The 26,870-nt window shown below is 61.2% G+C and carries 29 protein-coding genes; 12 read left to right on the forward strand and 17 right to left on the reverse strand.

The window, feature by feature from the left end; all coding sequences use genetic code 11:
- Nucleotides 1-21: 21 nt before the first annotated feature.
- Together ribD and nrdR are read right to left on the reverse strand one after the other, a co-directional pair.
- Complete coding sequence (gene ribD, locus NA645_RS08720) at nucleotides 22-1,131, reverse strand: bifunctional diaminohydroxyphosphoribosylaminopyrimidine deaminase/5-amino-6-(5-phosphoribosylamino)uracil reductase RibD (protein ID WP_256048476.1); 1,110 nt, start codon at nucleotides 1,129-1,131, stop codon at nucleotides 22-24.
- Nucleotides 1,128-1,595: a transcriptional regulator NrdR gene (nrdR, locus tag NA645_RS08725; RefSeq protein ID WP_131649746.1), complete on the reverse strand. Its 468-nt coding sequence runs from the start codon at nucleotides 1,593-1,595 to the stop codon at nucleotides 1,128-1,130. Before nrdR ends, ribD begins: the two co-directional genes overlap by 4 nt.
- 113 nt (nucleotides 1,596-1,708) lie before the next feature.
- Here nrdR and NA645_RS08730 point away from each other — a divergent pair, with 113 nt between their 5' ends.
- From NA645_RS08730 to trxA, 4 genes are all read left to right on the forward strand, one after another.
- Complete coding sequence (locus tag NA645_RS08730; RefSeq protein ID WP_423836469.1) at nucleotides 1,709-2,137, forward strand: YbaY family lipoprotein; 429 nt, start codon at nucleotides 1,709-1,711, stop codon at nucleotides 2,135-2,137.
- A complete protein-coding gene (locus NA645_RS08735; protein ID WP_256048477.1) occupies nucleotides 2,134-2,799 on the forward strand; it encodes a class I SAM-dependent methyltransferase in 666 nt (221 codons plus the stop codon). Before NA645_RS08730 ends, NA645_RS08735 begins: the two co-directional genes overlap by 4 nt.
- 84 nt (nucleotides 2,800-2,883) lie before the next feature.
- Nucleotides 2,884-3,414 carry an RNA 2',3'-cyclic phosphodiesterase gene (gene thpR / locus NA645_RS08740; protein ID WP_256048478.1) on the forward strand — a complete coding sequence of 177 codons (531 nt, stop codon included), beginning with the start codon at nucleotides 2,884-2,886 and terminating at the stop codon, nucleotides 3,412-3,414.
- An 83-nt stretch (nucleotides 3,415-3,497) separates the two neighbouring features.
- Nucleotides 3,498-4,367, forward strand: a complete 870-nt coding sequence (trxA, locus tag NA645_RS08745; protein WP_256048479.1) for a thioredoxin — start codon at nucleotides 3,498-3,500, stop codon at nucleotides 4,365-4,367.
- A gap of 155 nt (nucleotides 4,368-4,522) precedes the next feature.
- Here trxA and NA645_RS08750 read toward each other — a convergent pair whose 3' ends face one another.
- The 3 genes from NA645_RS08750 to NA645_RS08760 form a co-directional block, all read right to left on the reverse strand.
- Nucleotides 4,523-5,116: an HAD family hydrolase gene (locus NA645_RS08750; RefSeq protein WP_256048480.1), complete on the reverse strand. Its 594-nt coding sequence runs from the start codon at nucleotides 5,114-5,116 to the stop codon at nucleotides 4,523-4,525.
- Nucleotides 5,113-5,982 (reverse strand): acyl-CoA thioesterase II, encoded by an 870-nt coding sequence (tesB, locus tag NA645_RS08755; protein ID WP_256048481.1) that lies wholly within the window; start codon nucleotides 5,980-5,982, stop codon nucleotides 5,113-5,115. The genes NA645_RS08750 and tesB overlap by 4 nt, the downstream gene beginning before the upstream one ends.
- Nucleotides 5,983-6,327: 345 nt before the next feature.
- Entirely contained in the window at nucleotides 6,328-6,903 is a 576-nt protein-coding gene (locus tag NA645_RS08760) for a GNAT family N-acetyltransferase (RefSeq protein ID WP_256048482.1), read from the reverse strand.
- 66 nt (nucleotides 6,904-6,969) lie between these two features.
- On the opposite strand from NA645_RS08760, the gene NA645_RS08765 reads away from it, so the two are divergent.
- Nucleotides 6,970-7,890, forward strand: a complete 921-nt coding sequence (locus NA645_RS08765; protein ID WP_256048483.1) for a histone deacetylase family protein — start codon at nucleotides 6,970-6,972, stop codon at nucleotides 7,888-7,890.
- A 107-nt stretch (nucleotides 7,891-7,997) separates the two neighbouring features.
- A complete protein-coding gene (locus tag NA645_RS08770) occupies nucleotides 7,998-9,263 on the forward strand; it encodes a TIGR03862 family flavoprotein (protein WP_256048484.1) in 1,266 nt (421 codons plus the stop codon).
- A gap of 64 nt (nucleotides 9,264-9,327) precedes the next feature.
- Here the strand turns inward: NA645_RS08770 and NA645_RS08775 are convergent, their stop codons facing one another.
- On the reverse strand, nucleotides 9,328-10,272 hold the full coding sequence (locus NA645_RS08775; RefSeq protein WP_256048485.1) for a helix-turn-helix domain-containing protein: 945 nt from the start codon (nucleotides 10,270-10,272) through the stop codon (nucleotides 9,328-9,330).
- Between the two features lie 395 nt (nucleotides 10,273-10,667).
- On the opposite strand from NA645_RS08775, the gene NA645_RS08780 reads away from it, so the two are divergent.
- Nucleotides 10,668-11,432, forward strand: a complete 765-nt coding sequence (locus NA645_RS08780) for an SDR family NAD(P)-dependent oxidoreductase (protein ID WP_256048486.1) — start codon at nucleotides 10,668-10,670, stop codon at nucleotides 11,430-11,432.
- Nucleotides 11,433-11,686: 254 nt separating this feature from the next.
- On the opposite strand, the gene NA645_RS08785 is transcribed toward NA645_RS08780, so the two are convergent.
- The 5 genes from NA645_RS08785 to NA645_RS08805 form a co-directional block, all read right to left on the reverse strand.
- Nucleotides 11,687-12,706 carry a CNNM domain-containing protein gene (locus tag NA645_RS08785; protein WP_256048487.1) on the reverse strand — a complete coding sequence of 340 codons (1,020 nt, stop codon included), beginning with the start codon at nucleotides 12,704-12,706 and terminating at the stop codon, nucleotides 11,687-11,689.
- Between the two features lie 169 nt (nucleotides 12,707-12,875).
- Entirely contained in the window at nucleotides 12,876-13,190 is a 315-nt protein-coding gene (locus NA645_RS08790; RefSeq protein ID WP_256048521.1) for an AzlD family protein, read from the reverse strand.
- Nucleotides 13,187-13,897 (reverse strand): AzlC family ABC transporter permease, encoded by a 711-nt coding sequence (locus NA645_RS08795; RefSeq protein WP_256048488.1) that lies wholly within the window; start codon nucleotides 13,895-13,897, stop codon nucleotides 13,187-13,189. Before NA645_RS08795 ends, NA645_RS08790 begins: the two co-directional genes overlap by 4 nt.
- Nucleotides 13,898-14,122: 225 nt before the next feature.
- The gene (locus NA645_RS08800) at nucleotides 14,123-15,451 is read right to left on the reverse strand and encodes a DEAD/DEAH box helicase (RefSeq protein ID WP_256048489.1); all 1,329 of its coding nucleotides are present in this window, start codon (nucleotides 15,449-15,451) and stop codon (nucleotides 14,123-14,125) included.
- Between the two features lie 187 nt (nucleotides 15,452-15,638).
- Entirely contained in the window at nucleotides 15,639-16,115 is a 477-nt protein-coding gene (locus tag NA645_RS08805) for an NYN domain-containing protein (protein WP_256048490.1), read from the reverse strand.
- Nucleotides 16,116-16,389: 274 nt separating this feature from the next.
- On the opposite strand from NA645_RS08805, the gene NA645_RS08810 reads away from it, so the two are divergent.
- Together NA645_RS08810 and NA645_RS08815 are read left to right on the forward strand one after the other, a co-directional pair.
- A complete protein-coding gene (locus NA645_RS08810; RefSeq protein WP_256048491.1) occupies nucleotides 16,390-17,088 on the forward strand; it encodes a YciC family protein in 699 nt (232 codons plus the stop codon).
- A gap of 49 nt (nucleotides 17,089-17,137) precedes the next feature.
- Nucleotides 17,138-17,572, forward strand: coding sequence for a VOC family protein (locus tag NA645_RS08815; RefSeq protein WP_256048492.1), 435 nt, complete (start codon nucleotides 17,138-17,140; stop codon nucleotides 17,570-17,572).
- 217 nt (nucleotides 17,573-17,789) lie between these two features.
- On the opposite strand, the gene NA645_RS08820 is transcribed toward NA645_RS08815, so the two are convergent.
- The gene (locus NA645_RS08820; protein WP_256048493.1) at nucleotides 17,790-18,632 is read right to left on the reverse strand and encodes an SDR family oxidoreductase; all 843 of its coding nucleotides are present in this window, start codon (nucleotides 18,630-18,632) and stop codon (nucleotides 17,790-17,792) included.
- Nucleotides 18,633-18,840: 208 nt separating this feature from the next.
- On the opposite strand from NA645_RS08820, the gene NA645_RS08825 reads away from it, so the two are divergent.
- The gene (locus NA645_RS08825) at nucleotides 18,841-19,587 is read left to right on the forward strand and encodes a substrate-binding periplasmic protein (protein ID WP_256048494.1); all 747 of its coding nucleotides are present in this window, start codon (nucleotides 18,841-18,843) and stop codon (nucleotides 19,585-19,587) included.
- A 14-nt stretch (nucleotides 19,588-19,601) separates the two neighbouring features.
- Here NA645_RS08825 and hrpB read toward each other — a convergent pair whose 3' ends face one another.
- The 5 genes from hrpB to NA645_RS08850 form a co-directional block, all read right to left on the reverse strand.
- The gene (hrpB, locus tag NA645_RS08830; protein ID WP_256048495.1) at nucleotides 19,602-22,136 is read right to left on the reverse strand and encodes an ATP-dependent helicase HrpB; all 2,535 of its coding nucleotides are present in this window, start codon (nucleotides 22,134-22,136) and stop codon (nucleotides 19,602-19,604) included.
- Between the two features lie 212 nt (nucleotides 22,137-22,348).
- Nucleotides 22,349-22,627, reverse strand: coding sequence for a BPSL0761 family protein (locus tag NA645_RS08835; RefSeq protein WP_015275580.1), 279 nt, complete (start codon nucleotides 22,625-22,627; stop codon nucleotides 22,349-22,351).
- A gap of 73 nt (nucleotides 22,628-22,700) precedes the next feature.
- Complete coding sequence (locus NA645_RS08840) at nucleotides 22,701-23,885, reverse strand: UvrD-helicase domain-containing protein (RefSeq protein ID WP_003292679.1); 1,185 nt, start codon at nucleotides 23,883-23,885, stop codon at nucleotides 22,701-22,703.
- Nucleotides 23,878-25,536: an ATP-dependent nuclease gene (locus NA645_RS08845; protein WP_015275579.1), complete on the reverse strand. Its 1,659-nt coding sequence runs from the start codon at nucleotides 25,534-25,536 to the stop codon at nucleotides 23,878-23,880. The genes NA645_RS08840 and NA645_RS08845 overlap by 8 nt, the downstream gene beginning before the upstream one ends.
- Nucleotides 25,537-26,014: 478 nt before the next feature.
- Complete coding sequence (locus NA645_RS08850) at nucleotides 26,015-26,263, reverse strand: hypothetical protein (RefSeq protein WP_101153433.1); 249 nt, start codon at nucleotides 26,261-26,263, stop codon at nucleotides 26,015-26,017.
- Between the two features lie 63 nt (nucleotides 26,264-26,326).
- Between NA645_RS08850 and NA645_RS08855 the strand changes: the two genes are divergently transcribed.
- Together NA645_RS08855 and tnpC are read left to right on the forward strand one after the other, a co-directional pair.
- The gene (locus NA645_RS08855) at nucleotides 26,327-26,503 is read left to right on the forward strand and encodes a hypothetical protein (protein ID WP_003292677.1); all 177 of its coding nucleotides are present in this window, start codon (nucleotides 26,327-26,329) and stop codon (nucleotides 26,501-26,503) included.
- A complete protein-coding gene (gene tnpC / locus NA645_RS08860; RefSeq protein WP_003292676.1) occupies nucleotides 26,500-26,862 on the forward strand; it encodes a Tn3 family transposase post-transcriptional regulator TnpC in 363 nt (120 codons plus the stop codon). Before NA645_RS08855 ends, tnpC begins: the two co-directional genes overlap by 4 nt.
- The last annotated feature ends 8 nt before the right edge of the window (nucleotides 26,863-26,870 follow it).

Genomic DNA, 26,870 nt, shown 5'->3' on the forward strand with positions numbered 1-26,870 from the left:
ATCCGTCTCGTCGAGAACGGATCAGCAGACCGGACGGGCGACGATGCGCCAGTCGTCGCCAATCGCCCGGATATCCTCGATCTTCATTTCGGGCGCTTCGCTCATGCGCGCCAGCGGAAGATCGAGCAACGGGCGAGCCGAGGAGCCGAGGAATTTCGCGGCGACGAATATCTGGTATTCATCGATCAGCCCCAGCGCGGCAAAAGCACCGGCGAGACGTGGGCCGGCTTCGAGCAGCACCTCGTTGGCGCCACGATTGGCGAGTTCGACCAGCAGACGGCGCAGATCGACACGCCCAAGATCGCTGGCCAACGCCAATAACTCATGACCTGCCGCCTGATAGCTTGCCGCCTGTTCATCGCCAGTGCCGGCCACCAATGCCGAGCCAGCCTGAAAAAACGGCGCATCCAGCGGCACGCGCAAGCGACCATCGACCAATACGCGTAACGGTGGACGCTGCATGGCCAGCGCAGTCAGTTCGTCATCCAGCCCCAGCTCGGCAGCGCGTACCGTCAGCCGCGCGTTGTCCATCAGCACCGTGTTGGCACCAGTCAGCACCACACTGGATTGCGCGCGCAGCCGCTGCACCTCGGCGCGCGCCGCAGGGCCGGTAATCCACTGGCTTTCGCCGCTGGCCATGGCGGTGCGGCCGTCGAGGCTCATCGCAAGTTTCGCGCGTAACAATGGCAGGCCGGTTTCCATGCGCTTGACGAAGCCGGCGTTCAGCGCCCGCGCTTCGTTTTCCACTACGCCGCTGGCGACCTCGATGCCAACGCTGCGCAAGCGTGCCAGACCGCGGCCTGCGACCTGCGGATTGGGGTCCTGCATGGCCGCGACCACGCGCCCGACACCCGCCTCGACCAGCGCTTCGGCACAGGGCGGCGTCCGCCCATGATGGCTGCAAGGTTCTAGCGTGACGTAGGCGGTCGCACCGCGCGCGCGTTCACCAGCCTGGCGCAGCGCATGGACTTCGGCATGCGGCTCGCCGGCACGCACGTGCCAGCCTTCGCCGAGCAGCTGGCCATCCTTGACGATGACGCAGCCGACACGTGGATTGGGATGCGTCGAATACAACCCTTTGCGCGCCAGCTGTAGCGCGCGGGCCATCCAGGCGTGATCGTTACTGTTCATTCGGTTTTGGCGGGTTCGCGCGACAGGCGTTCGATTTCCTCGCGAAACTCGTTGAGATCCTGAAAGCGCCGATAGACCGAAGCAAAGCGGATATAGGCCACCTCATCGAGCTTTTGCAGTTCGGCCATCACCAACTCGCCGAGCACCCGTGATTTGATTTCACGCTCGCCGGTGGCCCTCAGCCTGTGCTTGATGTGGGCGATGGCTTCTTCCAGCCGCTCGACGCTGACCGGTCGTTTCTCCAACGCGCGCTGCATGCCGGCGCGCAATTTTTCTTCGTCGAACGGCTGGCGACTGCCGTCCTGCTTGATCAACCGGGGCATGACCAGCTCGGCGGTTTCGAAGGTGGTGAAGCGTTCGCCGCAGGCGAGGCATTCGCGGCGACGACGGACCTGATCGCCTTCAGCGACCAGCCGCGAGTCGATGACCTTGGTGTCATGTGCAACGCAGAAGGGACAATGCATGGTTTAGAGCTGTCAGACGTCGGAGAGCCATGGTAGCGCATCGCGTCGGCAAGACAAGTCGAGCGGATTGTTGCTATACAGGCGCGCATCAACGTCACGTTCTGGAGCCGTCCGTGCAGTTACGCCCCTTCATGTTGCCCGTCTTGCTCCTGGCCCTGGTCGGCTGTTCGAGCCAGGAGGCCCAGCGTCCCGCCGCACCCGTCACCTTCGAGGATCCACCTCAGGCGACCAATCCATTGCACGAGTTGCATGGCAGCCTGATCGGCGTCCCGGCCGACAGCGAGGTCGACCTGGCCCTGCTGGAAGTCAACCGCCGAGACCAGCCCGATCGCTTGTTGAGCAATGTCAGCTTGAAGGGGCGCGGCGGTGAGCTGCCGTTCATTCTCAAGTTCAACGCCGAAAATTTCCCCAAGGACCAACAGGTCGAACTGCGCGGCCGCGTCACCCGCTCGGGACAGTTGATCATGCGCCTGCCAGCCGTACAGATCAGCAGTCCGGCCAGCCAATCGCTGGGGCCGTTACGCCTGGTTCCAGCGCCTTGACCCCGCCCGCTGCATTGCAGGCGGCATTGGCCGACCTGCTCGGCGACGCGCGTCTGAGCATCGCAAACCTCCCCGATACCGACATCCGTCTTTGGCTGATCGATGCGGCAAATATGGATCGCGCGTTCAGCCCAGAAGAAACCCGGCGGATTCTCGAAGAGCCACCCTACTGGTGTTTCTGCTGGGCCAGCGGCCTGGTGCTGGCGCGCTGGTTGGCGGAGCGCCCCGAGTGGGTGCGCGACAAGCGCGTGCTGGATTTCGGCACGGGTTCGGGCGTTGCGGCGATCGCTGCCGCCAAAGCGGGCGCGGCGGAAGTCGTCGCGTGCGATCTCGACCCGTTGGCGCTGGCTGCCTGCCGGGCTAATGCCGAGCTCAATGACGTCCAGCTGAGCTATTCCGGGGATTTTTTCGCCGAGGCCGACCGCTACGACCTGATCATCGTCGCGGACGTGCTCTACGATCGCGCCAATCTGCCATTGCTGAGCCAGTTCCTGAGCCGAGGCCGCGAAGCGCTGGTTGCGGATTCGCGGGTGCGCGACTTTCAACATCCGTTATACGAGCGCCTGGACATCCTGGACGCCTGCACCTGGCCGGATCTGGCCGAGCCAGCGGAATTCCGTCGAGTCAGCCTCTATCATGCGGTAAGGACGGGAGTCGATTAGAGAGCTGGAAGCTGGGGGCAGGGTCGAAGGCGCAAGCGTATTCAACCCGTCGTGAGCAGCGTGTAATCGGAGGCTGAGGAAGCGATGACGACCGAAAAAGACCTGCGCCTGTTCTTCGCCCTACCCTGCCCTTCGACACTGGCGGACGCGATTTGCAGCTGGCGCGACACGCAAAAGTTCGATGGCAGACCCGTGGCGCAGGCCAACCTGCACCTCACCCTGGCCTTTCTCGGCAGCCAGCCGGCGAGTGCGCTGGAGGAATTGAAGCAGCTCGGCAGCCATCTGCGCGCCGACGCCTTCACGTTGCGGCTGGACCAGCTGCGGACCATCGGTCATGGCTTCGCCTGCCTGATCCCAAGCCAGCTGCCGTCGCCGTTGAGCCAACTGGTGGAGCAACTGCATGCGGGCCTTTCCACGCATGGCTTTGCCCTCGATTCGCGGCCATTTCTGCCTCATGTGACCCTTGCACGCGACGCGCAGACGCCACCGACCGCAACGCCGCCCATGTTCGACTGGCACGTGCAGCGCTTCGGCCTGTTCCTTTCCGAACATACTCCGAGCGGCGTGCACTACCGCGAAATGGCCAATTGGCCGCTGGCGACGCCAAGCGCCTGACTGTCGGCGACTTGCTTCCGAATCGGATCGCCCCCACTTAACATGCATGCCTCATTTCGCATGCGCCAATTTCGAGAGTTCCGATGAGCCAGACTCCCTACATCTTCGACGTCAGTAGCGCCAACTTCGAGCAACTGGTGCTGGAAAACTCCTTTCACAAGCCAGTGCTGGTGGATTTCTGGGCCGAGTGGTGCGCGCCGTGCAAGGCGCTGATGCCGCTGTTGGCGAAGATCACCGAGGACTATCAGGGCGAGTTGCTGCTGGCCAAGGTCAACTGCGATATCGAGCAGGAAGTAGTAGCGCGCTTCGGCGTACGCAGCCTGCCCACCGTCGTGCTGTTCAAGGACGGCCAGCCGGTCGACGGGTTCGCTGGTGCGCAACCTGAATCGGCGGTTCGCGCCATGCTCGAACCTCATGTTCAGTTGCCCGCCGCGCCTGAAGCGGACCAGTTGGAAGCCGCCCAAGCGCTATTCGCCGAAGGGCGCATCGGTGAGGCCGAGCATCTGCTCAAGCAACTGTTGACCGAAGACAACGAAAACGCTGCGGCGCTGATCCTCTACGCACGCTGCCTGGCCGAACGCGGCGAGCTGGGCGAGGCCGAAACGGTGCTCGGTGCGGTCAAGGGCGACGAGCACAAGCAGGCACTCGCTGCCGCACGCGCTCAATTGACTTTTCTCCGGCAAGCCAACGACCTGCCGGAAGTCGCCGACCTCAAAAGCCGTCTGGCGCAAAACGCAGAGGATGACGAGGCGGCCTATCAACTGGCGATCCAGCAGCTGGCACGCCAGCAATACGAAGCCGCACTGGACGGCCTGCTCAAATTATTCGTGCGCAACCGTAACTACGCCGACGGTCAGCCGCACAAGACGCTTTTGCAGGTGTTCGATTTGCTGGGCAACGATCACCCGCTAGTCACGACTTACCGGCGCAAGCTGTATCAGGCGATTTACTGAGCAGTTGAGCGTGCCCATGCTCCTGCGTGGGCACGCCTGAGTGGTTGCGCCGCTGCTGCGAGCGGGTTCCTACAACGACTGTAGGGCCGAATCATTCGGCCACGGTGCCACAAAGGCCGAACAAGTTCGGCCCTACGGGGGCAGGCCCGGCGACCTTACCCACCCAGCATCCGACGCAGCTCCAGGCAATCGCGAGCATGCAATTCGGTCAGTTCGGGCCAGAGATTTTCAGGCAGATTGACCAGCACACCGCGAGCGCCGGCCGCCTTTGCACATTCGAGATCGAAGCGATAGTCGCCGACCATCACCAGCGTCTGGGGCGCGACCTGCCACTTATTCGCCAGATGCAGCAAGCCGCCGGGGTCGGGCTTGGGCGGTGCCTCGTCACGGCCGAGAATGTCGTCAGGCAAAAAGCAGTCACCCATGCCCACGGCCTGCAAGGTCACCAGCGCCAGTTCATGGGCGTTGCGCGTCAGCACGCCGAGCCGGCAACCGCGGTCACGCAATTCATGCAGCAACTCCAGCGCGCCCGGTGCAGGCGCCGCGGCATAGGCCAGCTCGCGTTCATGTTCCAGCAACCACGCGCGCTTGCTTGCCGCCTCATCGGCAGGCAGCGCGGCGAGGTGATGCAGGATGTCGTCTTCCAGCGGGATATCCAGCGCTCGCTTGATCGCCGGGAAATCATGCACGGCGATGGTCAGAGTGCCGTCCATGTCGAACACCCAGTGCCGCGCGTCGGCCAGCTTCACTTCCAGTCCTCACGCACGCGAATCAGGCCTTCCTGCGCCACCGATGCGACCAGTTCGCCGGCGCGGTTGAAGATGCTGCCACGGGCGAAACCACGCGCGTTGCCGGCCCAAGGGCTGTCCATGGAGTAGAGCAGCCAATCGTCCGCGCGCACTTCGCGGTGGAACCAGATGGCATGGTCGAGACTCGCCAGCTGAATGAACTTGCTCCAGGAGCTGACGCCGTGCGGCTGCAGCGCGGTGCCGATGAAGCTGAAATCCGAAGCGTAGGCAACCAGATATTTGTGCAGCGCGGCGTTGTCGGGCAGCGAGCCATCGGCGCGGAACCAGATGTGCCGGATCGGCTCGATCGGTGCGGGATTGATCGGGTCCTGCAGCGTCACGGGGCGGATTTCGATGGGCTTGGGGCGACGCAGCTTTTCAGCCACCCGCGGCGGCACCAGCGGCGTCAGTTTATGCAGCAGCTCCCACTCGCTGAGCAGATTTTCCGGTCCGGCCACCTCGGGCATCGGCAATTGATGCTCGTAACCGGTCTCGTCCGCCTGGAACGAAGCGCTGCAGGTGAAGATGGTTTGCCCTTTCTGGATCGCACTGACCCGCCGGGTGGTGAAGCTGCCGCCGTCACGCACCCGGTCTACGTCGTATACCACCGGCTGATGTGAATCACCGGGTCGCAAGAAATAGCCGTGCATGGAATGCACATGACGCTCAGGCGCCACGGTCTGGCTTGCTGCGGACAATGCCTGACCGACCACCTGGCCACCGAACAACTGCGGAAAGCCCAGATCCTGGCTTGCGCCGCGAAACAGGTTCTCCTCGATTCGCTCCAGCGACAGCAGGTTCACCAGCGTATCCAGGGTGTCGGTCATGATGTTCTTCCTATTTAGGCGGCACGGGCAAGGCGCGCAATATTACGGATTCGGCAGGATTCGCTCTAGGGTCTGTTGCCGTTTCGCTGCGAGCCGCGTTGCTGCGCCAAATGTCGCCAGGCAAGGCGCGGGACGCAAGCAATGGTTGCTCCCTTGCCAAGTCCCGCAACGCCGCATGGCGACATTTGCCGCGCAACCCGAAGGGACGGGCCGGTTTTTGCGCGATACGGCGTTACTCGTCGCTTATTTGGAGCGACCAAACTGCGCGACTCGTGCCTTGTCTCGCGCAAAAAACCGGCTCCGTCGCGGCCGCGACGAAACGGCAACAGACCCTAATAATTGTGCTTATCGTCGGGTAACGACCCGGTTATTCCGCCGCATCCGGTACAGCACATGCGGACGCAGCGGATGCCCTTCGGCCACGCCAGGATGCTCGAAATCTTCCTGCGGCTCATGCTGCATGCCAAGCGCCTCCATCAAACCTCGGGACGGCTCGTTGAGCGCGGCGGTGTAGGCCACCACTTCAGTCAGTTGCAGACGCTCGAAAGCACAGTCCAGAACCGCTTCCGCCGCCTCGCGGGCCAGGCCCTGGCGCAACTGATCGCTGGCGAGTCGCCAACCGGTCTCCACGGCAGGGCAAAACGGCTGTTGCAGGCGGCTCCAGGCCAGACCGGCCATACCGATGAAGCGCCCGTCGTCCTTGCGCTCCAGCGCCCAGAAACCGAAGCCGTGCCGCGCAAAGTGAATACGGCAGCGCGCCATCGCCGCCGCGCATTCGTCGCGCGAGAGCAGCGCCGGGAAATAGCGCATCACCCGTGGGTCGGCGCACATCTGCGCCAACGGTGTGAGGTCGCTGTCTTGCCAGCCGCGCAAGCGCAGGCGCGGTGTCTCCAGTTCGATACGTACTGTCGCTTCTTGCATGCCGCTTCCTTGAGAGGGCCGTTGCCGAATCGGCATACTTCCGGCTGACCACTCGGGCGCCGAACGATGTCTCTACCGTTGATTTTTCATGATGATTACAGCCCGCCGTTACCGTCCGGGCATCGCTTTCCGATGGAAAAGTTTCGGCTGCTGCGTGATCACCTGATTGCGAGCGGTTTGACCACGGATGAAGCACTGTTGCGCCCGGAAATCTGTCCGGCCGATATTCTTGCTCTCGCCCATGATCGCGCTTACGTCGAGCGCTACTGCACGGGAGACATGAGCCGCGAGGAACTGCGCCGCCTCGGCCTGCCTTGGAGCCCACAACTGGCCCAGCGCACCGTTCGCGCGGTGGGCGGCTCGCTGCTGGCCGCCGAGCGCGCCTTGCAGCATGGCCTGGCCTGTCATCTGGCGGGCGGCACCCACCATGCCCATCACGACCACGCCTCGGGCTTTTGCATCTTCAATGACCTGGCGGTGATCGCCCTGTCGCTGCTGGAGAGCGGCCGGGTGGGCCGTGTGCTGATCTTCGACTGCGACGTGCATCAGGGCGACGGCACCGCGCGCATCCTCGAACAGGTGCCCGACGCTGTGACCGTGTCGCTGCATTGCGAGAAGAACTTCCCGGCGCGCAAGGCGCGAAGCGACTGGGACATTGCCCTGGCGCCAGGGCTGGGCGACGCCGATTACCTCAAGACGGTGAACGACACGCTGGATTATCTGCTGCCCCTGTATCAGCCGGATCTGGTGATCTACGACGCCGGTGTCGATGTCCACCGTGACGACGCGCTGGGCCTGCTCAACCTCAGCGATGAGGGATTGGCAATGCGAGACAGCGCGGTCATCGAACATTGCTTGGGGCGCGACATTCCGCTGGTCGGGCTGATCGGCGGCGGTTACGACAGGGACCGCGCCCTGCTCGCCCGGCGCCATGCGAAGCTGCATTTCAGTGCCGCCGCAGCCTGGGAGCGTTACGGGCTGGTTTGACGCCGCATTTGGCTAGCGATTTTTGTATGGGCGGACGCACGATGATGTCGGCAAGTATCGGAACGGCATTCGCTACAATGCCGGCCTCGTACCGCCAGGCCTGAACCATGCTTTCGATTCCTACGCATTCCCGCGTCGCCATCATCGGCGGCGGCCCAGCCGGGCTGATGGCTGCCGAAGTGTTGAGCCAAGCCGGCATCGCGGTCGACCTGTATGACGCCACGCCCTCGGTGGGTCGCAAGTTCCTGCTGGCCGGCGTCGGCGGCATGAACATCACTCACGCCGAGGATTTCGCCGCATTCGTCGAGCGCTACCGCGAACGGGCCGGCGAGCTGCGGCCGCTACTCGAAGCCTTCGATCCAAATGCATTGCGCGAGTGGATTCACGGCCTGGGCATCGATACCTTCGTCGGCAGCTCCGGCCGGGTGTTCCCCACCGACATGAAGGCCGCGCCGCTGCTGCGCGCCTGGCTCAAGCGCCTGCGCGACAGCGGCGTGCAGATTCACACCCGCCGGCGCTGGCTGGGCTGGAGCGGCGATGGCCAGTTGCGTATCGACGGGCCAGAAGGCGAAACGCTGCTGAAACCGGATGCCACCCTACTCGCCCTGGGCGGCGGTAGCTGGGCCCGACTGGGATCGGACGGCGCCTGGGTGCCGCTGCTGCAAGCCCGTGGCGTCGCCATCGCGCCGCTGCAGCCAGCCAATTGCGGTTTCGAGGTGGCGGGCTGGAGTGCACACCTCGTCGAGAAATTCGCCGGCGCGCCGCTGAAGACTATCAGCCTGGCTTTGCCCGGCGCAACACCGCGAAGGGGCGAATTCGTCCTCACCGCGACCGGCATCGAAGGCAGCCTGGTCTATGCGCTGTCAGCGGACGTCCGTGAGCGGATCAACGCAACAGGCTCGGCATCCGTTCTGCTCGACCTGTTGCCGGATCGTTCCCAAGCGCAGATCGCCGCCGCCCTGGCCAAACCGCGCGGCTCGCAGTCCATGGCCAAGCACCTGCATCGTCAGTTGAAGCTGGACGGCGTCAAAGCCGCCCTGCTACGCGAACTCACCGACGCCGAAACCTTCCGTAGCCCGCAAGCGCTGGCCGCAGTGATGAAAGCGCTACCCATTACCCTGCTGCGCCCACGCCCTCTGGACGAAGCCATCAGCAGCGCGGGCGGCGTGCCCTTCGAGGCGCTGGACGACAAGCTGATGCTGCGCCAGCTACCGGGCGTGTTCTGCGCCGGAGAGATGCTCGATTGGGAAGCGCCCACCGGTGGCTACCTACTCACCACGTGCTTCGCGAGCGGCCGCGCCGCGGCCGAGGGCATGCTGCGTTGGCTGTCGGCGAAGCCTGAGCCGAACCCCACCTCCTGTGCGGGCACCTAGGCAATAAATAGGACGCCGTTGATCGGCGCCGCACGCAAGCCCGAGACGTCGACGCAGGCCGAACTCACATCTGGCGATAGGCTCTCGGCGTCACGCCCACCTCACGACGAAAGACTTGGGAAAAGTGGCTGGGGCTCGAGTATCCAACTTCCATGCCGATCTCGATGACGCTCATCTCCGTCTCCAGCAATAGATGGCGTGCGCGTGCCATGCGCAGGCGGATGAAATATTGCGAGGGCGACAGGCCCGTGGCGCGCTTGAACAGCCGGCTGAAGTGGTAGTCGCTGAGGCCGGCGATCTGCCCCAGGTGAGGCAGGCAGAACTCCTCGGCCAGACGCGCCTTCATGGTTTCGATGACGCGACGCAGCTTGTAGGTCTGTAGCGCATTCGCGCCCCTGGCGGCGTTGTGCGGGTCCGGGTAGGTGCGCACCAGGTGTATGGCCAGCGCCAGGGCCAGGCTGTGCACGAATAGCGGGCTGGGCTGACGCTCGCTGAACAGCTCCAGCCGCAGTTGTTCGAGCAGGAAAGTCACGCGCTCATCATGAGCGCCGGAGACATCGAGAAAACTCACCGGGTTGCAGTTGTCACCGTACAGGTCGCGCGCGGCCTGCTCGATCAGCGGCAGGCTGAGATAAAGGTGCATCACCTCGAAACGGGCGTCGCCCTGCACCTGCCAGCGCATCTCGTATGGCTCGCTGGTGCTGGTCAGGAAGAAGTCGCCAGCCCGAACCTCGGTGGCTTGCCATTCGCCATCGAGGGCACGTTCTTCGACCGTAGCCGCGCCGGACAGCACCAGCACCAGCAGCGGCTCCACCACGGCGGGAACCAGGATGGGTTCGGCAAGGCCCTGATAGCTGAACAGCTGCACTACCACATCCTGCACCGGCGGGCGCGGCGGCAAGGACAGCGGCTTACCGGGTAAAAAGTGCGGCATCGCTTCGGCGGTCACGCGCTGGCCGTCCATCACGGGAGGCAGATCAGAATCGGATTGCTGCAAGGATGCCTCCATTGCGAAGTCCACAAAAAAGCGACGCGATCGAAGAGGTTAGCTCAGGCCCGGAATCTGGGATGCGTAACTGGTCGGGCTAATGTGCTGGATGGAAGCCAACCCCTCACCCCAACCCTCTCCCCAAAGGGGCGAGGGGGCGGCTTGGAGCCACTGAATCGCCGGGGTGGGCCTGACACCGGAGCAATCCCCTCTCCCTGCGGGAGAGGGCTAGGGTGAGGGGTAAGCGGTTAGCACCCAACGGCGGACTGACTATTCTCAGCTCCGCGCAAGACTCCAACAGTCCGCGCAAGGCCGCAAAAGCCGTGGTACCGGGTTTACGCGACAGTGAGCCCGGCATCGCTCACAAGCGTCCGGCTGGTGAATCTCTCGCCTGGCCCGTATCGGAGGAAATACGCATGACTGATATCAAACACCGCGTTCCCCAGGAAGTCGAAGGCAAGGTCGTCCTGGTTACCGGAGCCGCCAGCGGCATCGGCAAGGCCATCGCTCAAATGCTGCATGCCCGCGGCGCAAAGGTCGTCGCCGAGGATCTGAGCCCCGACGTAGAGACGTTGGCGCAGCCCGGGCTGGTGCCCCTGGTGGCCGACATCACCGCCGACGGCGCGGCCGAGCGTGCGGTGGGGCTGGCGGTGGAACAGTTCGGACGGCTGGATATTCTGGTCAACAACGCCGGGATCATCATCAACAAGCCGGTCATCGAAATGACCCGCGAGGATTGGGAGCGCATCCAGGCGACCAATGTCACCGCAGCCTTTCTCCATTCGCGCGAAGCGATCAAGGCAATGCTGCCGAACCGCTCGGGCGCCATCGTCAATATCGCCTCTTACGCCTCGTACTTCGCCTTTCCCACCATCGCCGCCTACGCCGCGTCCAAGGGCGCACTGGCACAACTGACGCGCACGCTGGCGCTGGAGGCAATCGAGCATGGCATCCGCGTCAACGCCATCGGCGTGGGCGATGTGGTCACCAACATCCTCAACGAGGTCGTCGACGATGGCCCCGGTTTCCTGGCCAAACACGGCGAAGCCGCACCCATCGGACGCGCCGCACAACCGGAAGAGATCGCCGAGGTGGTGGCCTTTCTGGCCTCCGACCGCGCCAGCTTCATGGTCGGCTCGGTCGTGATGGTCGATGGCGGCATGACCGTGACGGCCGGTTGAGAGCGGAGCCAAATCCCGGCCGTTTCCTTCGAGGCGCTGGACGGCAAGCTGATTCTGCGCCTGCTACCGGGCGTGTTCTGCGCCGGTGAGATGCTCGACTGGAGGCGCAGATCGTGCAGTACGGCCGGCACATGAGCGCGCAATTTCACGATGACTCAAGGCTGTACCGGCCCTCCGGCTCGACCGAAGGGCCGAACATGTTCGCTTTGCAATCTGCGGCCGAATGAATTCGGCCCTACGAGCTGAGCGTCAGCCTAGTCCCGCGACGCCTTGATGCGGTGTTCCCAGCGTCGCTTCGCGAAGCGGCGCATATTTGGAATGTCATCGGTCTCGTCCATGATCGGCTGGCCGATGATGTATTCGATCACGTCTTCCAGCGTCACCAGCCCTTGCCAGCTGCCGAACTCGTCATAGACGAGGCACATGTGCTGCCGCTCACGCATCAGCTGAGTCATCAGGTTTTCTACGCTCGTCAGTTCCGAGGTGATCTTGATGGGCTTCATGATCGAGGCGACGGTGCTGTCATCCGCTGCGGCCAGAATGTCATAACGAAAGACCACGCCCAGCGGATCTTCGTTGTCGCCGATGACCGGATAGCGCGAGAACTGGCTTTCGCTGACCTTCTGCTTGAACGCCGCGATGCTGTCGTCCGGCGAGGCATACTCGCACACGGTCCTTGGGGTCAGGATTGCGCGGAGCTTGATTTCGTGGAGGTCCAGAATATTGCCGATGACGCGCTGCTCGTCCTCATCCAGCTGGTTCGTCTCACGGCCGAGCAAGGCCAGCGCCTTGATCTCCTGGCGAACGTTATGCTCCGGCTCCTTGCCGCCAAACAGCCGCATGATGAGATCGGAAACGACAATGAACGGCTTGAGCAGAACGATCATTCCCTTGAGGAAAGGAGGCAGATACGGCGCCAATTCCCGCCAATACCGCGCACCGATGGTTTTCGGCAGGATCTCCGAGAGAACCAGGATCAGGACGGTCATGATGGCGGACGCAGCACCAAGGTAGCCGCTGCCGAACACGACCGTGACCTGGGCGCCAACGCCCGTCGCGCCGACCGTGTGGGCAACCGTATTCAACGTGAGAATGGCCGCCAACGGCTGGTCGACCTTCTCCTTCAGGTGCTTGAGGCGTTCATAGAGCTTGGGATTCGCCACCTTCTGGTGCGCGATGAAACTCGGGGTAATCGATAGAAGCGCCGCTTCCAGAATCGAACAGATGAAGGAAACGAGGATGGACAGAACAGCGAAAGCAATCAGGAGGGCCATAGGGCGGCAAGGGTGGCTACGTAGTGGGGAATCCGCAATTTACAGGAACCTGCAATGACCTTGCGTTTGCAGCGCATTCATCCTTGCTACATTTCATTTCTACGACTGACCACAGCTCGCGACCCAGGCCGGCTTTGCGCTCACCTGATTTAGAGCAAAGCCGTTCTTATCAACCGGAGAACTGCCTGAACAGCGCGACTGCGATCACCCCAGCAGCGATCGCGGGCAATGGTTTCTTGAGCATCAACATCGTGACAGCCGTAACCAAGAAAGCCAGCCGAGCGCCGTTGTCTCCATTAACCGCCATGGGTGTAAGCAACGCCACCAGCACTGAGCCAGACATAGCGCTGATGAATTGCTCAGTCCTGCGGTTGATGGGCACGAACGACATCACGAACACACCGCCCCAGCGGGTTGCCAAGGTCACCACGGCCATGATCAGGATGATGATCAGCGCGCCAGAGCCTGCCGTTTCCAAAGTCAATTCTGCTTCTCCATCCACAACGCGCCCAATATGCCGCCTGCGAGCGCGCCTGCTACGACATGGCTATTGGCGGGCAGATACCAGTACGCCAACATCGACGAACACCCGGCGACGATCCAGACAATGGCCATCCGCAGGTCTTTCTTGCCGCCAACGACCATCGCCAACAGGAAACACCCCATGACCATGTCCAACCCCAGGCTGACCGGATCATGGATGGCACTGCCGAAATAAAGGCCAAGCCAGGTCCCAAGCACCCAGAACGTCCAGAGCGCGAGACCGCCACCGAACAAGATACCCAGCCCAGGTTCATTGCGACTGAACGCTTGCATGGACATCGCCCAATTGGCGTCCGAGACGACGAACATGACGGCATAGCGCTTCGACGGCGGCAATTGACGCAGCCACGGATACAAGGTCGCGCCCATCAACAGATGCCGGGCATTGACGGCAAATACGGTTACCACCAGCGGGACGAGGGGGACATGGGTGCCCCAGAGTTCCAGCGAGGCAAACTGTGAAGCACCGGCAAAGACCAGGCCGCTCATGAGCATGATGGAATAACTATCTAACCCCGCCTGCGCCGCAGCCAGACCAAAGGCCAGACCAAACACGACGACAAAAAGCGAAATAGGTGTCAGCTGCTTGAAGCCGGCCCATACGTCATGGCGGCTGAGCGCATGAAGTTCTGCATCAGTATTTGCCAAAGGCCACCTCTTTATCTACTTCACTAGCTGGGCCCGCCGAACAAGCGTGCCCCATGCATGGGCTGGTCCCGGTTGAAAGTCGATTCATTCAGACAGGCAACAAACGACGGTCGTCCAGGCTCACGGCAGCATGAACAAGGCGACCATGTTCCGCGCTATCACCGTCACGCAGCAACAAGCCTTTCGCCGAGGACTGTCGCCGCTCGCAACAGGAGAATCGTTTCCTTAACGCTTCTTTCCAGCGGGCTTCGCCCCACCCAGACTCGGTACTTTGCGGATCGCCTTCGCGTTGGGTTTTTCACTTTCATCGAACCAGTTGCCCAGATGGACCCGCCCTTTGGCGGCGTTCTCCTTGGGTTTCTTGGGCTTTTTCGGCTTCTTTATGATCTGCCCACCGGGCTGAGTGGTCGGCACACGGTGATCGGGGACGAAGCCAGGCTCGTCATGGCGCGGCAGTACTTGGTTGATCAGCGTCTCGATGGCGGCGAGCTGGTCGACTTCATCGGCGCTGACCAGTGAAATCGCTTCACCGGCGGCGCCGGCCCGGCCGGTACGGCCAATGCGGTGCACGTAGTCCTCGGCGACGATTGGCAGGTCGAAGTTGACCACCTGCGGCAGGTCATGGATATCCAGCCCGCGCGCGGCCACGTCGGTGGCGACCAGTACTTGCACTTCGCCGGCCTTGAAGCGCTCCAGCGCGCGTAGGCGCGAGGCCTGCGGGCGGTCGCCGTGGATGGCATCGCTGGAAACTCCCTGGGCCTGCAGTTGCTCTACCAGCTCGTCGACGCCTTTTCGCGTCTTGGCGAACACCAGCACCTGGCCCCAGCGGTTTTCTGCCAGCAAATACAGGAAGAGCTCGCTTTTGCGCTTCTTGTCCACCGGCACCAGCCACTGCTTGACGGTTTTGGCGGCGGCGTTGCGCGGGCTGACCTCGATGGACAGCGGGTCGCGCAGCAGCTCACGCGCCATCTGGCGGATGGCATCGGAAAAGGTCGCAGAAAACAGCAGGGTCTGGCGCTTCTTCGGCAACGCGCTGAACAGATCGTCCAGTTCCTGGGCAAAACCCAGATCAAGCATGCGGTCGGCCTCATCCAGCACCAGCGCCTGTACCTGATCGAATTTCACTGCGTTCTGCCGGTACAGATCGAGCAGCCGGCCCGGTGTCGCCACCAGCACATCGACGCCCTTGCGCAGCGCCATCATTTGCGGATTGATGCTGACACCGCCATACACCGCATAAGTGCGCAGCGGCAGGCTCTGACCGTAGGTCCGGAAGCTTTCATGGACTTGCTCGGCCAGCTCGCGGGTCGGCACAAGGACCAGCGCGCGAATCGAGTTGCTCGCCACCTGCGGCCCTTCATGGAGCAAACGCTGCAGCAACGGCAAGGCGAAACCGGCGGTTTTGCCGGTGCCGGTCTGGGCCGCGGCCATCAGGTCGCGCCCCTTGAGCACGGCGGGAATCGCCTTGGCCTGAACCGGGGTCGGCGTGGTGTAGTCGAGGGATTCGAGCGTGCGCAGCAATGGCTCGATCAGGCCCAGGGAGGCGAAAGTCATGGCGGAAACCGAACGATGAAAACGGGGCGTGCAGTTTACTCGCAAACGCTGGCTGGACGAGCAACGCGTCGTGCTGCGTTGTTCTGCACAAGGTGCGCGGAGCGCACCCTACGGACGACACGGCGCCGCCAAGTAGGGTGTGCTCCGCGCACCGTTTCCCGTCCAGCCTCCAGCGCTTTTTCGGCTCTTAACTCTTCAACAACAACTTTCCTTCGATCGGCACATAGAGCGTGGCGGCGCGGATCAATGATTGCGCGGTCAGCCCCGGCACGCCATAGGCGATGGCTTCGGCGCCGCCGGCGCGTACGCGGTCGAGCAGCAGGTCGAAATCGCCATCGCCGGAGGCCAGCGCCACTTCATCGACGCGCGCGGCAGCGTCCAGCACGTCGATGGTGATGCCCACATCCCAGTCGCCCTTGGCCGAGCCGTCGCTGCGCTGGATGTAGGGCTTGAGCTTCACGGTGAAGCCGAGGTTGCGCAGGATCTGCTGAAACTGCTGTTGTTTGGCGTCGCCACGGTCGATGGCGTAGGCATAGGCCTCGACGATCTCGCCGCGCGCGCTGACCTCAGCCCATAGGGCGGTGTAGTTGAAATGGCAACCGTGGGCCTGGCGGACCGTGTAGTAGAGGTTCTGCACATCGGCAAACAGGGCGATCTTCTTCACGCGGCGACCCGAGTCGAGAAAGGCCGGTCAGTATGCAGACTGTGTGAAAACGTAGCGAGCGAAGGTTAGGCGGGGCCGCCCAGGCAAGAACTAGGCTTCCCGCAAAAACAGGCGAGGAAGCGGACTGAGCTCGCATGCGAGCCTGTTTTTAACGCCGCATAACCGAGCGCAGCAGTTTTCAAACAGCCTGCTTGGACGGCAATATCGCGCATGTCGCTGCCCGATTTCTTGGGCTAAAGTGCGCGCCTGTTTTTCCGAGACTGTTCCGACCGCGATGAATGTCCTGACCATCCTCCGTGACGCCTGGTACTTCTATTCCCGAAATCTGGCGTCGATTGCGCGTCTCTGCCTGCCGCTGATCGCTCTGGAGAGCTGCGCCAGGCTGGCCGTCGAGCACTGGTTCGGCAAGGATGCGGTGCCGGCGCAGGAGCTGCTGGTCGGCATGGTGTTCTACCCGTTGTACATCGGCGCGCTGATCCTGTTCCTCGACACCCGCAGCCGTGGCCATGCGCCGCCGCTGCGCGAGGTGCTGGCCCGTGCCGTGCCGCTATGGCCGTCGATGACGGTACTGGCCGGGCTGGGCACCCTGCTGATCATGCTTGGCGCCTCGCTGTTCGTGCTGCCGGGGCTGTGGGTGATGGTCAAGATCGCCTTCGCCGAATATCTGCTGGTCCTGCGTGGCTTGACCCCGTTGGCGGCACTGAAGGAAAGCTTCCTGCAGACGCGTGGCCACTTTCTCCTGGTGTTCGGCTGCATCCTCGCGGTGCTGCTGCCGCTGTGGCTTCTCGAAGCCTGGCTGGCCGCCCAGCTCTGGGCCGGCGAGGCACCGCCCGGACTGATCGCCGCACTGGTCGACAGCGCTGTCGGGATGGTGCAGCTGCTGGCGACCGTGGTGCTGTTCCGCTGCTTCATGCTCTGCAGCCAACCAGCCATCGGCTGCGATGCAAAAAACGAACAGCCGGACGGCGAGTAACGATTCGTCGGTCTAGGCTTGGTTGCTCTCACATTCGGAGCACCACGCCATGACCGACCAGAACCCCAGCATCCTGTCCCACGTTTCCCTGGGCACTAACCGCTTCGAGCAAGCCGCGACCTTCTACGACCAGACACTCGCAACGCTGGGCTGTAAGCGCATCATGAGCCACCCCGGCGCGGTGGCCTGGGGCCGCGAATATCCCGAGTTCTGGCTGCAGACGCCCATCGATGGCCAGCCGGCCAGTCTTGGCAACGGCACGCATGTAGGCTTCTTCGCCGCAGACAAAGCCTCGGTGGACGCCTTCCATCGTGCCGCGCTGGCAGCCGGTGCAACCGATGAAGGCGCGCCGGGACCGCGGCAGGAGTACGGCGAGCCTTACTACGGCTGCTTCGTGCGCGATCTCGACGGCCACAAGATCGAAGCGGCGTACTGGGACATGGAGCTGGTGCAACAGTTATATGGCGATGCCCAGCCGGGCTGACGGCATTTGCTTTCATCGAAGCGACAGGAATCGCGACGAAAACAGCGCAGCCCTGCGCGAAAAAGCAAAGCATCGCGCCGAGGGCGGCCCTCCCACAAAGCCATAGCACGCACCGCACCGCCTTTCGTGGCAGGCGCGCCCTCGCAGCGATAGCAGGCGACAGGTCTGCAGCAATCCAAAAGCATCGCGCCGGGGCCGCCTTCCCGCGAGAGCGGCGTCAGTTGATGCTTCTTGATAACCGATTGCCCGCCAGCCGCGGCAAAAGCAACTGCTCGAACAACCGTGGAAAGCAGCGCGCCACCATCCGCGCGCGCCAGTCGAGATTCGATAGCACCAGCAGCTGCCGCCGTTTCAGCGCGCCCTGGAAGATGGCCTCGGCCACGTCCTGTGGCGATGCCACCCGGCCCACGGCCAGCACCGGCTGTGGGGCGGTAGAGCCGTCGCCGATCAGCACGTTCTTGCGCAGATCGGTCGCGGTATAACCGGGGCAGACCAGCATCACGTTCACGCCGCTGCCGTCCTGCTCGCCGCGCAGGGTCTCGAACAGCCCATGCAAGGCATGCTTGCTGGCGTTATAGGCGCCGCGGTCAGGTACAGGCGCGTATTGCGAGAGTGAACTTAGGACAATGATCTGTCCTCGACGCGCCCTCAGGCTCGGTAAGGCCGCCTGAGTACAATGCAGAGCACCATAGAAATTCACCGCCATGATCCGTTCGAACACCGCCAGGCTGGTATCGGCCACGCGGCTGCGATGGGTGATGCCGGCATTGTTGATCAGCACATCGATGCCGCCGAAGCGTTCCACCACCAGCGCAACGGCCTGCTGCACCGCCGCCGCATCCGACACATCGCAGCGCAGGCCCAGGGCATCTGCGTTGTGATGATCGACCAGATGCTGGACCAGCCCATCGAGCGCGTTCTGCTCCAGATCGAAAATAACCACCCGCGCCCCAGCCTGCGCCATCCGCTCGGCCAGCGCCCGACCGATTCCGGCGCATCCACCTGTGATCAGCACCACCTTGCGATCGAAGACCTTGTTGGCGAACACCTTGCGATACATAGCCCACTCCACCGACGAATGAACGGGCCACCGGCAGGAGCATGGCGACCACATCTTCGGTTTCAGCATAGTCAGCCAGAACCGGCTCCGCCTCGGCGGCTATGAACGCTGTATCCACCATTCGACACCCGGCCCGTCGCCTTTCTGGACACGGAGGCGCCCGGCAACCATGCTTGCACTGTGCAATCACAAGGGTCGGTGAATTACCTTGAAAGCTCTGCTCTGGATCTCGTTTGCAGTATTCCTCGCGGGACCTTGCCTCGCCGCGTCCGAGGCCGAGCCGCTGCGCACCCTGACGGTCGGTTATTACGACTTTCCGCCCGCCATCTACAGCGATCCGCAGGGCCTACCGCAGGGGCCGCTGGTAAGCCTCACTCACCGCATATTCGAACGCGCCGGCTATCGAGCGCAATTTCGCGCATTTCCCAGCGCACGCCTGTATGCGGCCCTGAAAAGCGGCGCCGTCGATCTGTGGCCGGGTGCGCCAGGCAAACCGGAGCTGGCCGCGGACACGCTGGAGGGACGCGCAACCCTGGCGCAGATCAGCCTCAACCTCTATCACCGGTCGGACACACCACCGCCAAAGGTGCCCGAGAGCCTGCGCAAACGTGGCGTCATCATCATCGGTGGCTACAACTACTGGCCGGTGGTGAACCAGATGCTGCACGACCCGCAGCTGGGCATTCGTCTTCATCGCACCAGCAGCCATGCTTCGGCACTTGAAATGCTGCAGCACCGCCGCGCCGACTACCTGCTCGATTATCAGATTCCGGTGAACCAGACACTGCAGCAACTCGGCATACAAGCGCTGCCTTATGTGAACGTCCATAAGGTCCCGATCCGCTTCATCGCGTCGCGTCGGCTGAGCGACAGTCAAGCGGTCCTCGATGCACTGGATCGCGCCTACGCCGAGATGGCGGCTGCAGGCGAGGATCTAAGCCTGCCGGGGGAATAAGGGAAGCTGCTTTTTTACGCTCCACGCGGTTTGGCGCGCGCCGTGGGCTCGGCGACCAGCGGATCGTCCGGCCAATAGTGCTTGGGATAGCGCCCCTTCAGATCTTTTTTCACCTCGCCATAGGTGTTGGCCCAGAAGCTCGCCAAGTCCTGCGTCACCTGCACCGGCCGGCGCGCTGGCGATAGCAGATGCAGCTTCACTGCCTGCCGCCCGCCGGCGATGCGCGGCGTGGCGGCCAAGCCGAACAACTCCTGCAGACGCACCGCTAATACCGGCGGCGATTCGCTGTAATCGAGCCGCACCCGCGAGCCGGAAGGCACGGCGATGGCGACCGGCGCTAATTCATCGAGCCGCTGCGGCAACGGCCACGGCAGCAACGTGGCTAGCATCTCTTTTAAGTCCAGCTGCGCGAAATGGGACAGCCGTGACACTTTGCCCAGATACGGCAGCAGCCAATCCTCCAGGCGATCGAGCAATGCGGCGTCGCTGACGTCCGGCCATTGGCTGGCTGCACCGGCATCCAGATCGATTTGCCGAAGCAAGGCGATGCGCGCCTGCCATTGACGAAGCTCGGGCGTCCAGGGCAGCAACTCCAGCCCCTTGCGGCGGACCAATCCAAGCAGGGCACGGCTGCGCGCTTCATCATCCAGCCCCGGCAAGGGTTCACGGCTGAGTACTAGTTCGCCGATCCGCCGCTGCCGTTCGGCACGCAGCACGCCTTCGCGTTCGTCCCATTCCAGCGCGTCGTGTTGGCCGACCTGCTCGGCCAGCACCTCGTCGAACAGCGTCGGATCCAGTGCCGCGGCGCGATAGATGCGCTCTTCGCGCTGACCTTGATGACTGCCCAGTTCGGCGATCACCAGCCAAGGCTCCTTCATCAGCGCATCCGGCTCGCCAAACACCGCCGCCCGCCCGTTGGCCAGACGGTACTCGCCACCGCCCTCGCGGCGCTGGCGGGCGATTCGATCAGGATAGGCGAAGGCCAGCAGCGCACCCTGCCAGCGCGGGTCATCCGCATCACTCGAAACATCGCCCGCCGGCCCGCGCAACAGACCACGAAACTGCCGGGCCAGCTGACGCACCCGCTGCGCGCCGGCATGCCGCCCCGCGCTTCCGGCGAGCATTCCGAGGCGGGTGGAGATATCGCTGCCGCTGTCGCGCTGGCCGCCGCGCTGGATATCGCGCTCTACCAGCAATGCAGCGAGATCGGCCGCCAGCGGACCAAGCCCCAGCGCCTGCCCGCGCAGCAACATATGGGCGATGCGCGGATGCGCCGGCAATTCAGCCATGGCTTGGCCGTGAGCGGTCAGCTGCCAACCGCCGCGAGCGTTACGGCTGAGTGCGCCGAGGCGCTGCAGCAGATCCTGCGCCTGCCCATAAGCCGCCACAGGCGGCGCATCCAGCCAGGCGAGCTCATCCAGCTCGACGCCCCAGCGCGCCAGTTGCAACGCTACTCCAGCCAGGTCCGCCTGAAGAATTTCCGCGTCGCAATAAGCCGCCAATTGCGCATGCTGATCTTCCGACCACAACCGATAGCAGGCCCCTGGCTCCAGACGTCCGGCGCGGCCGGCCCGCTGCGTCGCCGAGGCGCGTGAGATGCGACGGGTTTCCAGGCGGGTCATGCCACTACCAGGATCGAACCGCGGCACGCGTGCCAAGCCGGCATCGACCACCACCCGCACGCCTTCGATGGTCAGGCTGGTCTCGGCGATGTTGGTCGCCAGCACCACCTTGCGCTTGCCGTCCGGCGCCGGTTCGATGGCCGCACGCTGGGCGCTCAGCTCCAGTTCGCCGTGCAGCGGGCAGAGCAGGATCTCTGACCGGCCAGCGAGGCGCTCGGCCAACTGCTCGGCGACGCGGCGAATCTCCGCCTGGCCGGGGAGGAACACCAGCAGGCTGCCAGGTTCATCGGCCAGGGCCTGGAGCATGGTCTGTACCACCCGGGGTTCGAGCGCCTCGCCGATCTGACTCGGCCGCCCCCAACGCTGCTCCACCGGATACATGCGACCTTCGCTGCGTACCACAGGCGCCTCGTCCAGCAGGCGCGACAGGCGCTCGCCTTCCAGCGTGGCGGACATCAGCAGCACCTTCAGCGGCGGTTCGTCGCGCAACAACTCACGGCCGTTGAGACACAAGGCCAACGCCAGATCGGCATCGAGACTACGCAGATGATACTCATCAAATATGAGCAGCCCAACGCCATCTAGGGCAGGATCGTCTTGAAGCCGACGAGTAAGAATGCCTTCAGTCACTACTTCAATTCGAGTCTGTGGTCCGACCTTACTCTCCAAGCGAATTCGATAGCCGACTGTTTGCCCAACGCTTTCTCCCAGCTCGCTCGCCAGTCGCTCAGCTGCGGCTCTGGCAGCTAGTCGACGTGGTTCGAGCATGACAATAGTCTGGTCGGCCAGCCAAGGCTCTTCCAGCAGCGCTATTGGTACTCGCGTTGTTTTGCCTGCCCCCGGCGCTGCCTCAAGTACAACTTCATTACGTGCAGACAAGGCATCTCTTAAAGCGGGCAAAACAGATTCAATCGGCAACAAACTCATGATGGCTCCTAGCTGAGCCACCAATTATAGATACGAGGGAAGCTGTTACGGCACGGCGGTATGTCAATCACGCCCAGTGCACGGCTCCCTTCGGGCCGCTCAGAGATAAACGGGGCCTATTTAAACGGCATGATGGACATCAAGGCCACAGCCAGCATCTGCCCCTTGAACACCTGACGAGGGGGATCCTCTTGCCAGTGTTGCGCCCCGGCTCAGCTGGCTCCGTGATCCGAAAACATCGGATCATTTAACAGCCAGCTGACTAACACCGGATGTAGAGGTCCATGCTTGTCGGCCAATAGGGAAAGCTCTTGCTTGGATCGCTCTTCCACTCGACCAGCCAACCAGACGGCTTCTGCTGTCGGGTAATGCCGAAGTAGATTATTTGCTTGGTACCGTACGTTTTCAGGAAGGCTCGTGTCCCTAGCCAGCTCCTGTAGGAAGTCCCGTGTTTGAACAACGCTACGGGTGCGCTCATGGGCCATCGTCATGGTATTGCTCCTGAAATGTCCGCGGGGAGAGGCGGCTTCTCGTCACTCAACATGAGTCGTCAGCCTCTCCGCCTCACTTTTCGATCACTGCATTGAGCGCGCCAGAGCCATCCCATATGGGGTAAGGGAGCCCTTTCACCTTCTTATCCTCGACGAGGAAGGCCAGGCTATAGCGCGCGCGGGTAATCGCGACGTATAGCTTGTTTCGCGACTCCTCCGTCTTATCCTTGTCGAACACTTTGGCATTTCCGCCAATGAACTTCAGATGTTTATCTGACGGGATCACAAGCACTCGATCAAAGCCTAAGCCTTTGCAGGAACCGAACGTATAACAGATAAGGTTACCCGGTAGGTATCCAGTGCCGGTGGTGGACGACCAGCGCAGTACTTGAGGCTGAAACGCTGCCAAGTAATCGCTCACCTGAGATTGTTTCACTATGAAGGTGCCATGGTGATGCGATATTTCGTCTGGCACTTTCTCGACACCTGTTACCGTCTTGTCATACAGCCCCAGGTGGATCGTGTCGGAGAGGTCGCAGATTTCTTGTATGCACCTGCGATTCTTCGGCATCGAATGCTTTTCGAACTTCATTTTCCCGACGAAGTAATCGACCTTCTGTTGAGGCGTCTGCGGAGCCTTATGGCCGAACGTCGTTGTGTAGATTGTCTGTCGAAAGTCGCCCACACAACAGATCGAGTCGACCATGACCTTGTTGAGTGATTTGATCACGTCGTAGTCCCAACCGACCAAATCCTGCACTTCATCAAAATAGACCCTTTGATAAATCTCCTTCAACCGCTTGGCAGGGGCATTTTTGGATAGTTTCGCAATGAGGGTCGCAAGCTTTGCCAAAAACCCGGAGTACGCCTTTGTTTTGCAGGGCGTCAGGTAATGCAGTGGATTGATCGTGCCATCTTCCGATTTTTCAGCTCTGCCTTCAATGTAGTAGGTTGTACCTGATATTAAGTGAGGGTTGTTCTCAGTGAACGAGATAGTCGTGATCCGATCTGGAAATACCTCGCTCTGATAGGGACGCACCATATCTTCCAGGTAAAAAGAGAACAGCCCCTTGACGACGAAGTGCTCACTGCTAGCACCGTACAACTCAACAAAACGAGAGCGCAACTCTGCCTGATTATTGGTTGTATAGGTGACTACAAGCACACGTCCACCAGCCTTGATGGTCTCAATGGCTTCAGTAATGATCTTGTGCGTTTTCCCTGATCCGGCGCCTGCGACCCAGAGTTCGTTAGGCAAAATCGAGCACCTCGTCTAGAAAGGCTGGGTACTTGAAGTCCAGTGCGCCATCGAACAGTTTGACCGCAGAGTCGACCTTGCGAGCGCCTTTACCGTTGCCCTTTACGCTCTTGAACCAACGGATCAAATTTTCCCTTCGATCCTCCAGAGAGACCTCTGCGTTGTAGATATTGAAGGTTTCCGTCGACAAGACTTCCTTTGCGAAAGCGTCAAGGGTTTTAATGTCAACTGCGTTGGCATAAATCATCGCTGGCTCAAGCGAAAATTCGGCGTCGTTCATCGACGAGTACAGCTTGATGTTAGGAAACGCAGCGTATTCCAGACGTCCTTGTACAACGTTACCGTTATAGTCGCCGTCATTATCCCTGAGCACATGGATCTTGGTGCCGATCTCTTTACCGACTTCGATGAACGTCTTGAAACCTACACCGCGTACCACGATGATATCTATCCCGTCCTGCTCAGGCAGTCGGTTGTGTTTTCGTTGGTAGATTTTCTTGAGCACCAGTTCGTCCGACGGCCCCTCGACCAGGATGACCTTGCCCGACAGTGCCACCCGCAAGGTGTCGTAGCCAGGAAGACGCTTGAGGGTCTTCACCACTTTAGCGTCTAGCGTGTGCAGCCTTTTGTACCCTGACTGCACAAGGCAAATTTTGTCGATACTCAGCTTGTTCAACACATACGAGCTGTGGGTGGTCAGGAACAGCTGCTTGTCTCCTCGCTGGGTTTCGATGTAGTGCACAAGCTTGTTCAGATTGGTGTGAGATAGATGATTTTCGGGCTCTTCCATCATCACCAGATCGATGTCGTGGGATTTGTTCTGAATGGCCAGTTTAATCTGCACATTGCTCTGTTCACCCTTGCCGATGAGGTGAAAAGGCACATCATCGACCTCAAGCTGTAGGCCGGTCTGGATGGAGCCCGCAGGTAACGTACTTGCTGCAATGGTGAGCTTGCTATCGGTGATAAGGTGACCCGCATCAAGGCTGGCATTGACCGTCCTGACCTCCCCGGAGTTGTTAAACACCTGCAGGTTTTCACGATAATTGAGGGTCAGCTTGACGAGCTCTTCCTTCGCCAATGCGGTGTTGAGAATGCTCGAAATGTACTGGTTCTTCCCCATGGTTGGGTGGATACGTGTGGGGTCGATGTACAGCGCCTTAAACTTCTTAGCGATCGGTTTTATCGGATTCCAACCGAAATCGAGCCATTCCACCTTATAGAATTCGATCGGAATGCTGGTGATGTTCGGCTTGGTCAGCAGGTGGCTCTCGTATACGGCCTCCAACGACGGGTCGAAACAGGCTTGTACCAAGACGCCCTGGGCGTCAGCCTTGAGGCTGTTGTTCGAGCCTCGGTACTCAGGCACACCGTCAATGTAGGCTTCGATGATAAGGCTGGGCAGGTGCTTGGAGCTCAAGTCAGAGGCGAGAAACCGCGTGACGGCATCCTGATTGAAAAGATCAGGGGAGAACTCGCCGTTGAAGGGCCGTCCACGATGATTGTAATTGAGCACAATTTCTAACGCTTCCAAGATTGTGCTTTTACCAGCATTGTTGTCGCCGACGAAAATATTGACGTCGTCGTTGAATTCTAGAAGTTCGTCGCGAAATTTTTTGAAGTTGATCAGCTTGATGGCTTTAACGTGCACTCTAAATCCCTCTAGGCATCGCTTGATAATGGCGTATTACCATGGCAAATGAACCGTACCTTGGGTGGTGTGTGCTGTCCATATGGCTATCAGCTGAAGACGAACGTCTAGAGCAGTTTTGAATCACCTCGAGTGCCGTGGTCACATCTAATGCCTGCTTTTGGCCCAGAGTGTGTAAAAACGCTTCGTCAAAATTGAAGTGCGCGCGTCTACGTGAAATCTGAAATTTTTCGGCACCTCAGCAGATGTGGATTTCGCCCAGATGCGCGATTTCCAGTCCGGTTTTGAGTACCTGTCGCGCTCGAAAACGTTTTTACACAGCCTCGGCCGATTGCAGCCGGTGACGACAGGCACCTGTCGGCCAAAAGCTGCCTGTCGTTGAGTGCAATTTTTGACTCATGGCTGCCAGCAACGGCAGCAGTTAAAATGCTCAGAGACGATCACTCAACGAGCAATAGACCTAGTTTGTTCGACCGAGCTAGATTAGTAAAAGCTCTTTCACTTTTTGCTTGATTTCAGCAGGGCTTTCTTCAAATCCGTATTTACCGGCATTATCTTTAGAAGAGTTATATCCCAAGAAATAACCATTGTATTGAAAGTAGTTAGTGTCAATTTTTCGCCTGCTTGGCTTGCCTTTTTCCAGCATATCCAGAAGCGTTTTTAAGTGTGAGCGTGTTAGCCAGAATTTTAGAAGTAATCCGCTCCCTAGCACTTCAGTGCCGATCATTGGAGCTGCTTGAAAGCCCAAGGCCTAGCTCAGGGCTAGTCGTCTACACCAGTTCCGCTATGTATGCTGAAGGGGGCCCAACCACTCTACCTGACCAGCAACCTCAAGCGCTTCGGCGAATTCAACCTCAAGCTAAACCGGCCACCGGAGCCCTGGATCAAGGACTCGGTGTTCCAACAAGCTGCCGGCTCGCTGCGGGTGATCAGACCTAGCCAGCTAGATACCGAGAAAACGCCATGATCAACATTCCTCCCGCATCCTTCCGCCTTACACCGTACGGCGAAGTGGACGCCGTGGCGTTGGAAAACCTGCGCGACAGCTTCGACACCTCTCAACTGCTCCGGCTGGTTGATCGCTTGGACGTCTGCTTGGTGGAACTGGGTGGAATCACCTCCATTCGCGACGAGCTACTGAGATTGCATGCGATGGCTCTGACGATAGTTGAGGGCATCGCTCTTACGGTGCCTGCCGAGAGTGCTTGTATCTGGACAGAAGCCCAATCTCTACAGATGGATCTTGAGGCACTGGTTTCTTGGGCGCGCTCCGCTCAGCTCATCATTGCGCCGCTGATCAATCTTGCTCCACAGCACGAGGCATGAGCGCTCTC

This window comes from Stutzerimonas stutzeri (assembly GCF_024448955.1).
Lineage (GTDB): Bacteria > Pseudomonadota > Gammaproteobacteria > Pseudomonadales > Pseudomonadaceae > Stutzerimonas > Stutzerimonas stutzeri_AQ.

What these genes read in the sequence shown, in the direction of transcription:
- trxA (WP_256048479.1), top strand. Translation starts at nt 3,498, where the DNA reads ATGAGCCAGACTCCCTACATCTTCGACGTCAGTAGCGCCAACTTCGAG.
- ribD (WP_256048476.1), bottom strand. Translation starts at nt 1,131, where the DNA reads ATGAACAGTAACGATCACGCCTGGATGGCCCGCGCGCTACAGCTGGCG.
- NA645_RS08820 (WP_256048493.1), bottom strand. Translation starts at nt 18,632, where the DNA reads ATGTATCGCAAGGTGTTCGCCAACAAGGTCTTCGATCGCAAGGTGGTG.
- hrpB (WP_256048495.1), bottom strand. Translation starts at nt 22,136, where the DNA reads ATGAGTTTGTTGCCGATTGAATCTGTTTTGCCCGCTTTAAGAGATGCC.
- NA645_RS08850 (WP_101153433.1), bottom strand. Translation starts at nt 26,263, where the DNA reads ATGATCGGCACTGAAGTGCTAGGGAGCGGATTACTTCTAAAATTCTGG.
- NA645_RS08780 (WP_256048486.1), top strand. Translation starts at nt 10,668, where the DNA reads ATGACTGATATCAAACACCGCGTTCCCCAGGAAGTCGAAGGCAAGGTC.
- tesB (WP_256048481.1), bottom strand. Translation starts at nt 5,982, where the DNA reads ATGACCGACACCCTGGATACGCTGGTGAACCTGCTGTCGCTGGAGCGA.
- nrdR (WP_131649746.1), bottom strand. Translation starts at nt 1,595, where the DNA reads ATGCATTGTCCCTTCTGCGTTGCACATGACACCAAGGTCATCGACTCG.
- NA645_RS08800 (WP_256048489.1), bottom strand. Translation starts at nt 15,451, where the DNA reads ATGACTTTCGCCTCCCTGGGCCTGATCGAGCCATTGCTGCGCACGCTC.
- NA645_RS08855 (WP_003292677.1), top strand. Translation starts at nt 26,327, where the DNA reads ATGCTGAAGGGGGCCCAACCACTCTACCTGACCAGCAACCTCAAGCGC.
- NA645_RS08765 (WP_256048483.1), top strand. Translation starts at nt 6,970, where the DNA reads ATGTCTCTACCGTTGATTTTTCATGATGATTACAGCCCGCCGTTACCG.
- tnpC (WP_003292676.1), top strand. Translation starts at nt 26,500, where the DNA reads ATGATCAACATTCCTCCCGCATCCTTCCGCCTTACACCGTACGGCGAA.
- NA645_RS08760 (WP_256048482.1), bottom strand. Translation starts at nt 6,903, where the DNA reads ATGCAAGAAGCGACAGTACGTATCGAACTGGAGACACCGCGCCTGCGC.
- NA645_RS08815 (WP_256048492.1), top strand. Translation starts at nt 17,138, where the DNA reads ATGACCGACCAGAACCCCAGCATCCTGTCCCACGTTTCCCTGGGCACT.
- NA645_RS08785 (WP_256048487.1), bottom strand. Translation starts at nt 12,706, where the DNA reads ATGGCCCTCCTGATTGCTTTCGCTGTTCTGTCCATCCTCGTTTCCTTC.
- NA645_RS08835 (WP_015275580.1), bottom strand. Translation starts at nt 22,627, where the DNA reads ATGACGATGGCCCATGAGCGCACCCGTAGCGTTGTTCAAACACGGGAC.
- NA645_RS08775 (WP_256048485.1), bottom strand. Translation starts at nt 10,272, where the DNA reads ATGGAGGCATCCTTGCAGCAATCCGATTCTGATCTGCCTCCCGTGATG.
- thpR (WP_256048478.1), top strand. Translation starts at nt 2,884, where the DNA reads ATGACGACCGAAAAAGACCTGCGCCTGTTCTTCGCCCTACCCTGCCCT.
- NA645_RS08770 (WP_256048484.1), top strand. Translation starts at nt 7,998, where the DNA reads ATGCTTTCGATTCCTACGCATTCCCGCGTCGCCATCATCGGCGGCGGC.
- NA645_RS08810 (WP_256048491.1), top strand. Translation starts at nt 16,390, where the DNA reads ATGAATGTCCTGACCATCCTCCGTGACGCCTGGTACTTCTATTCCCGA.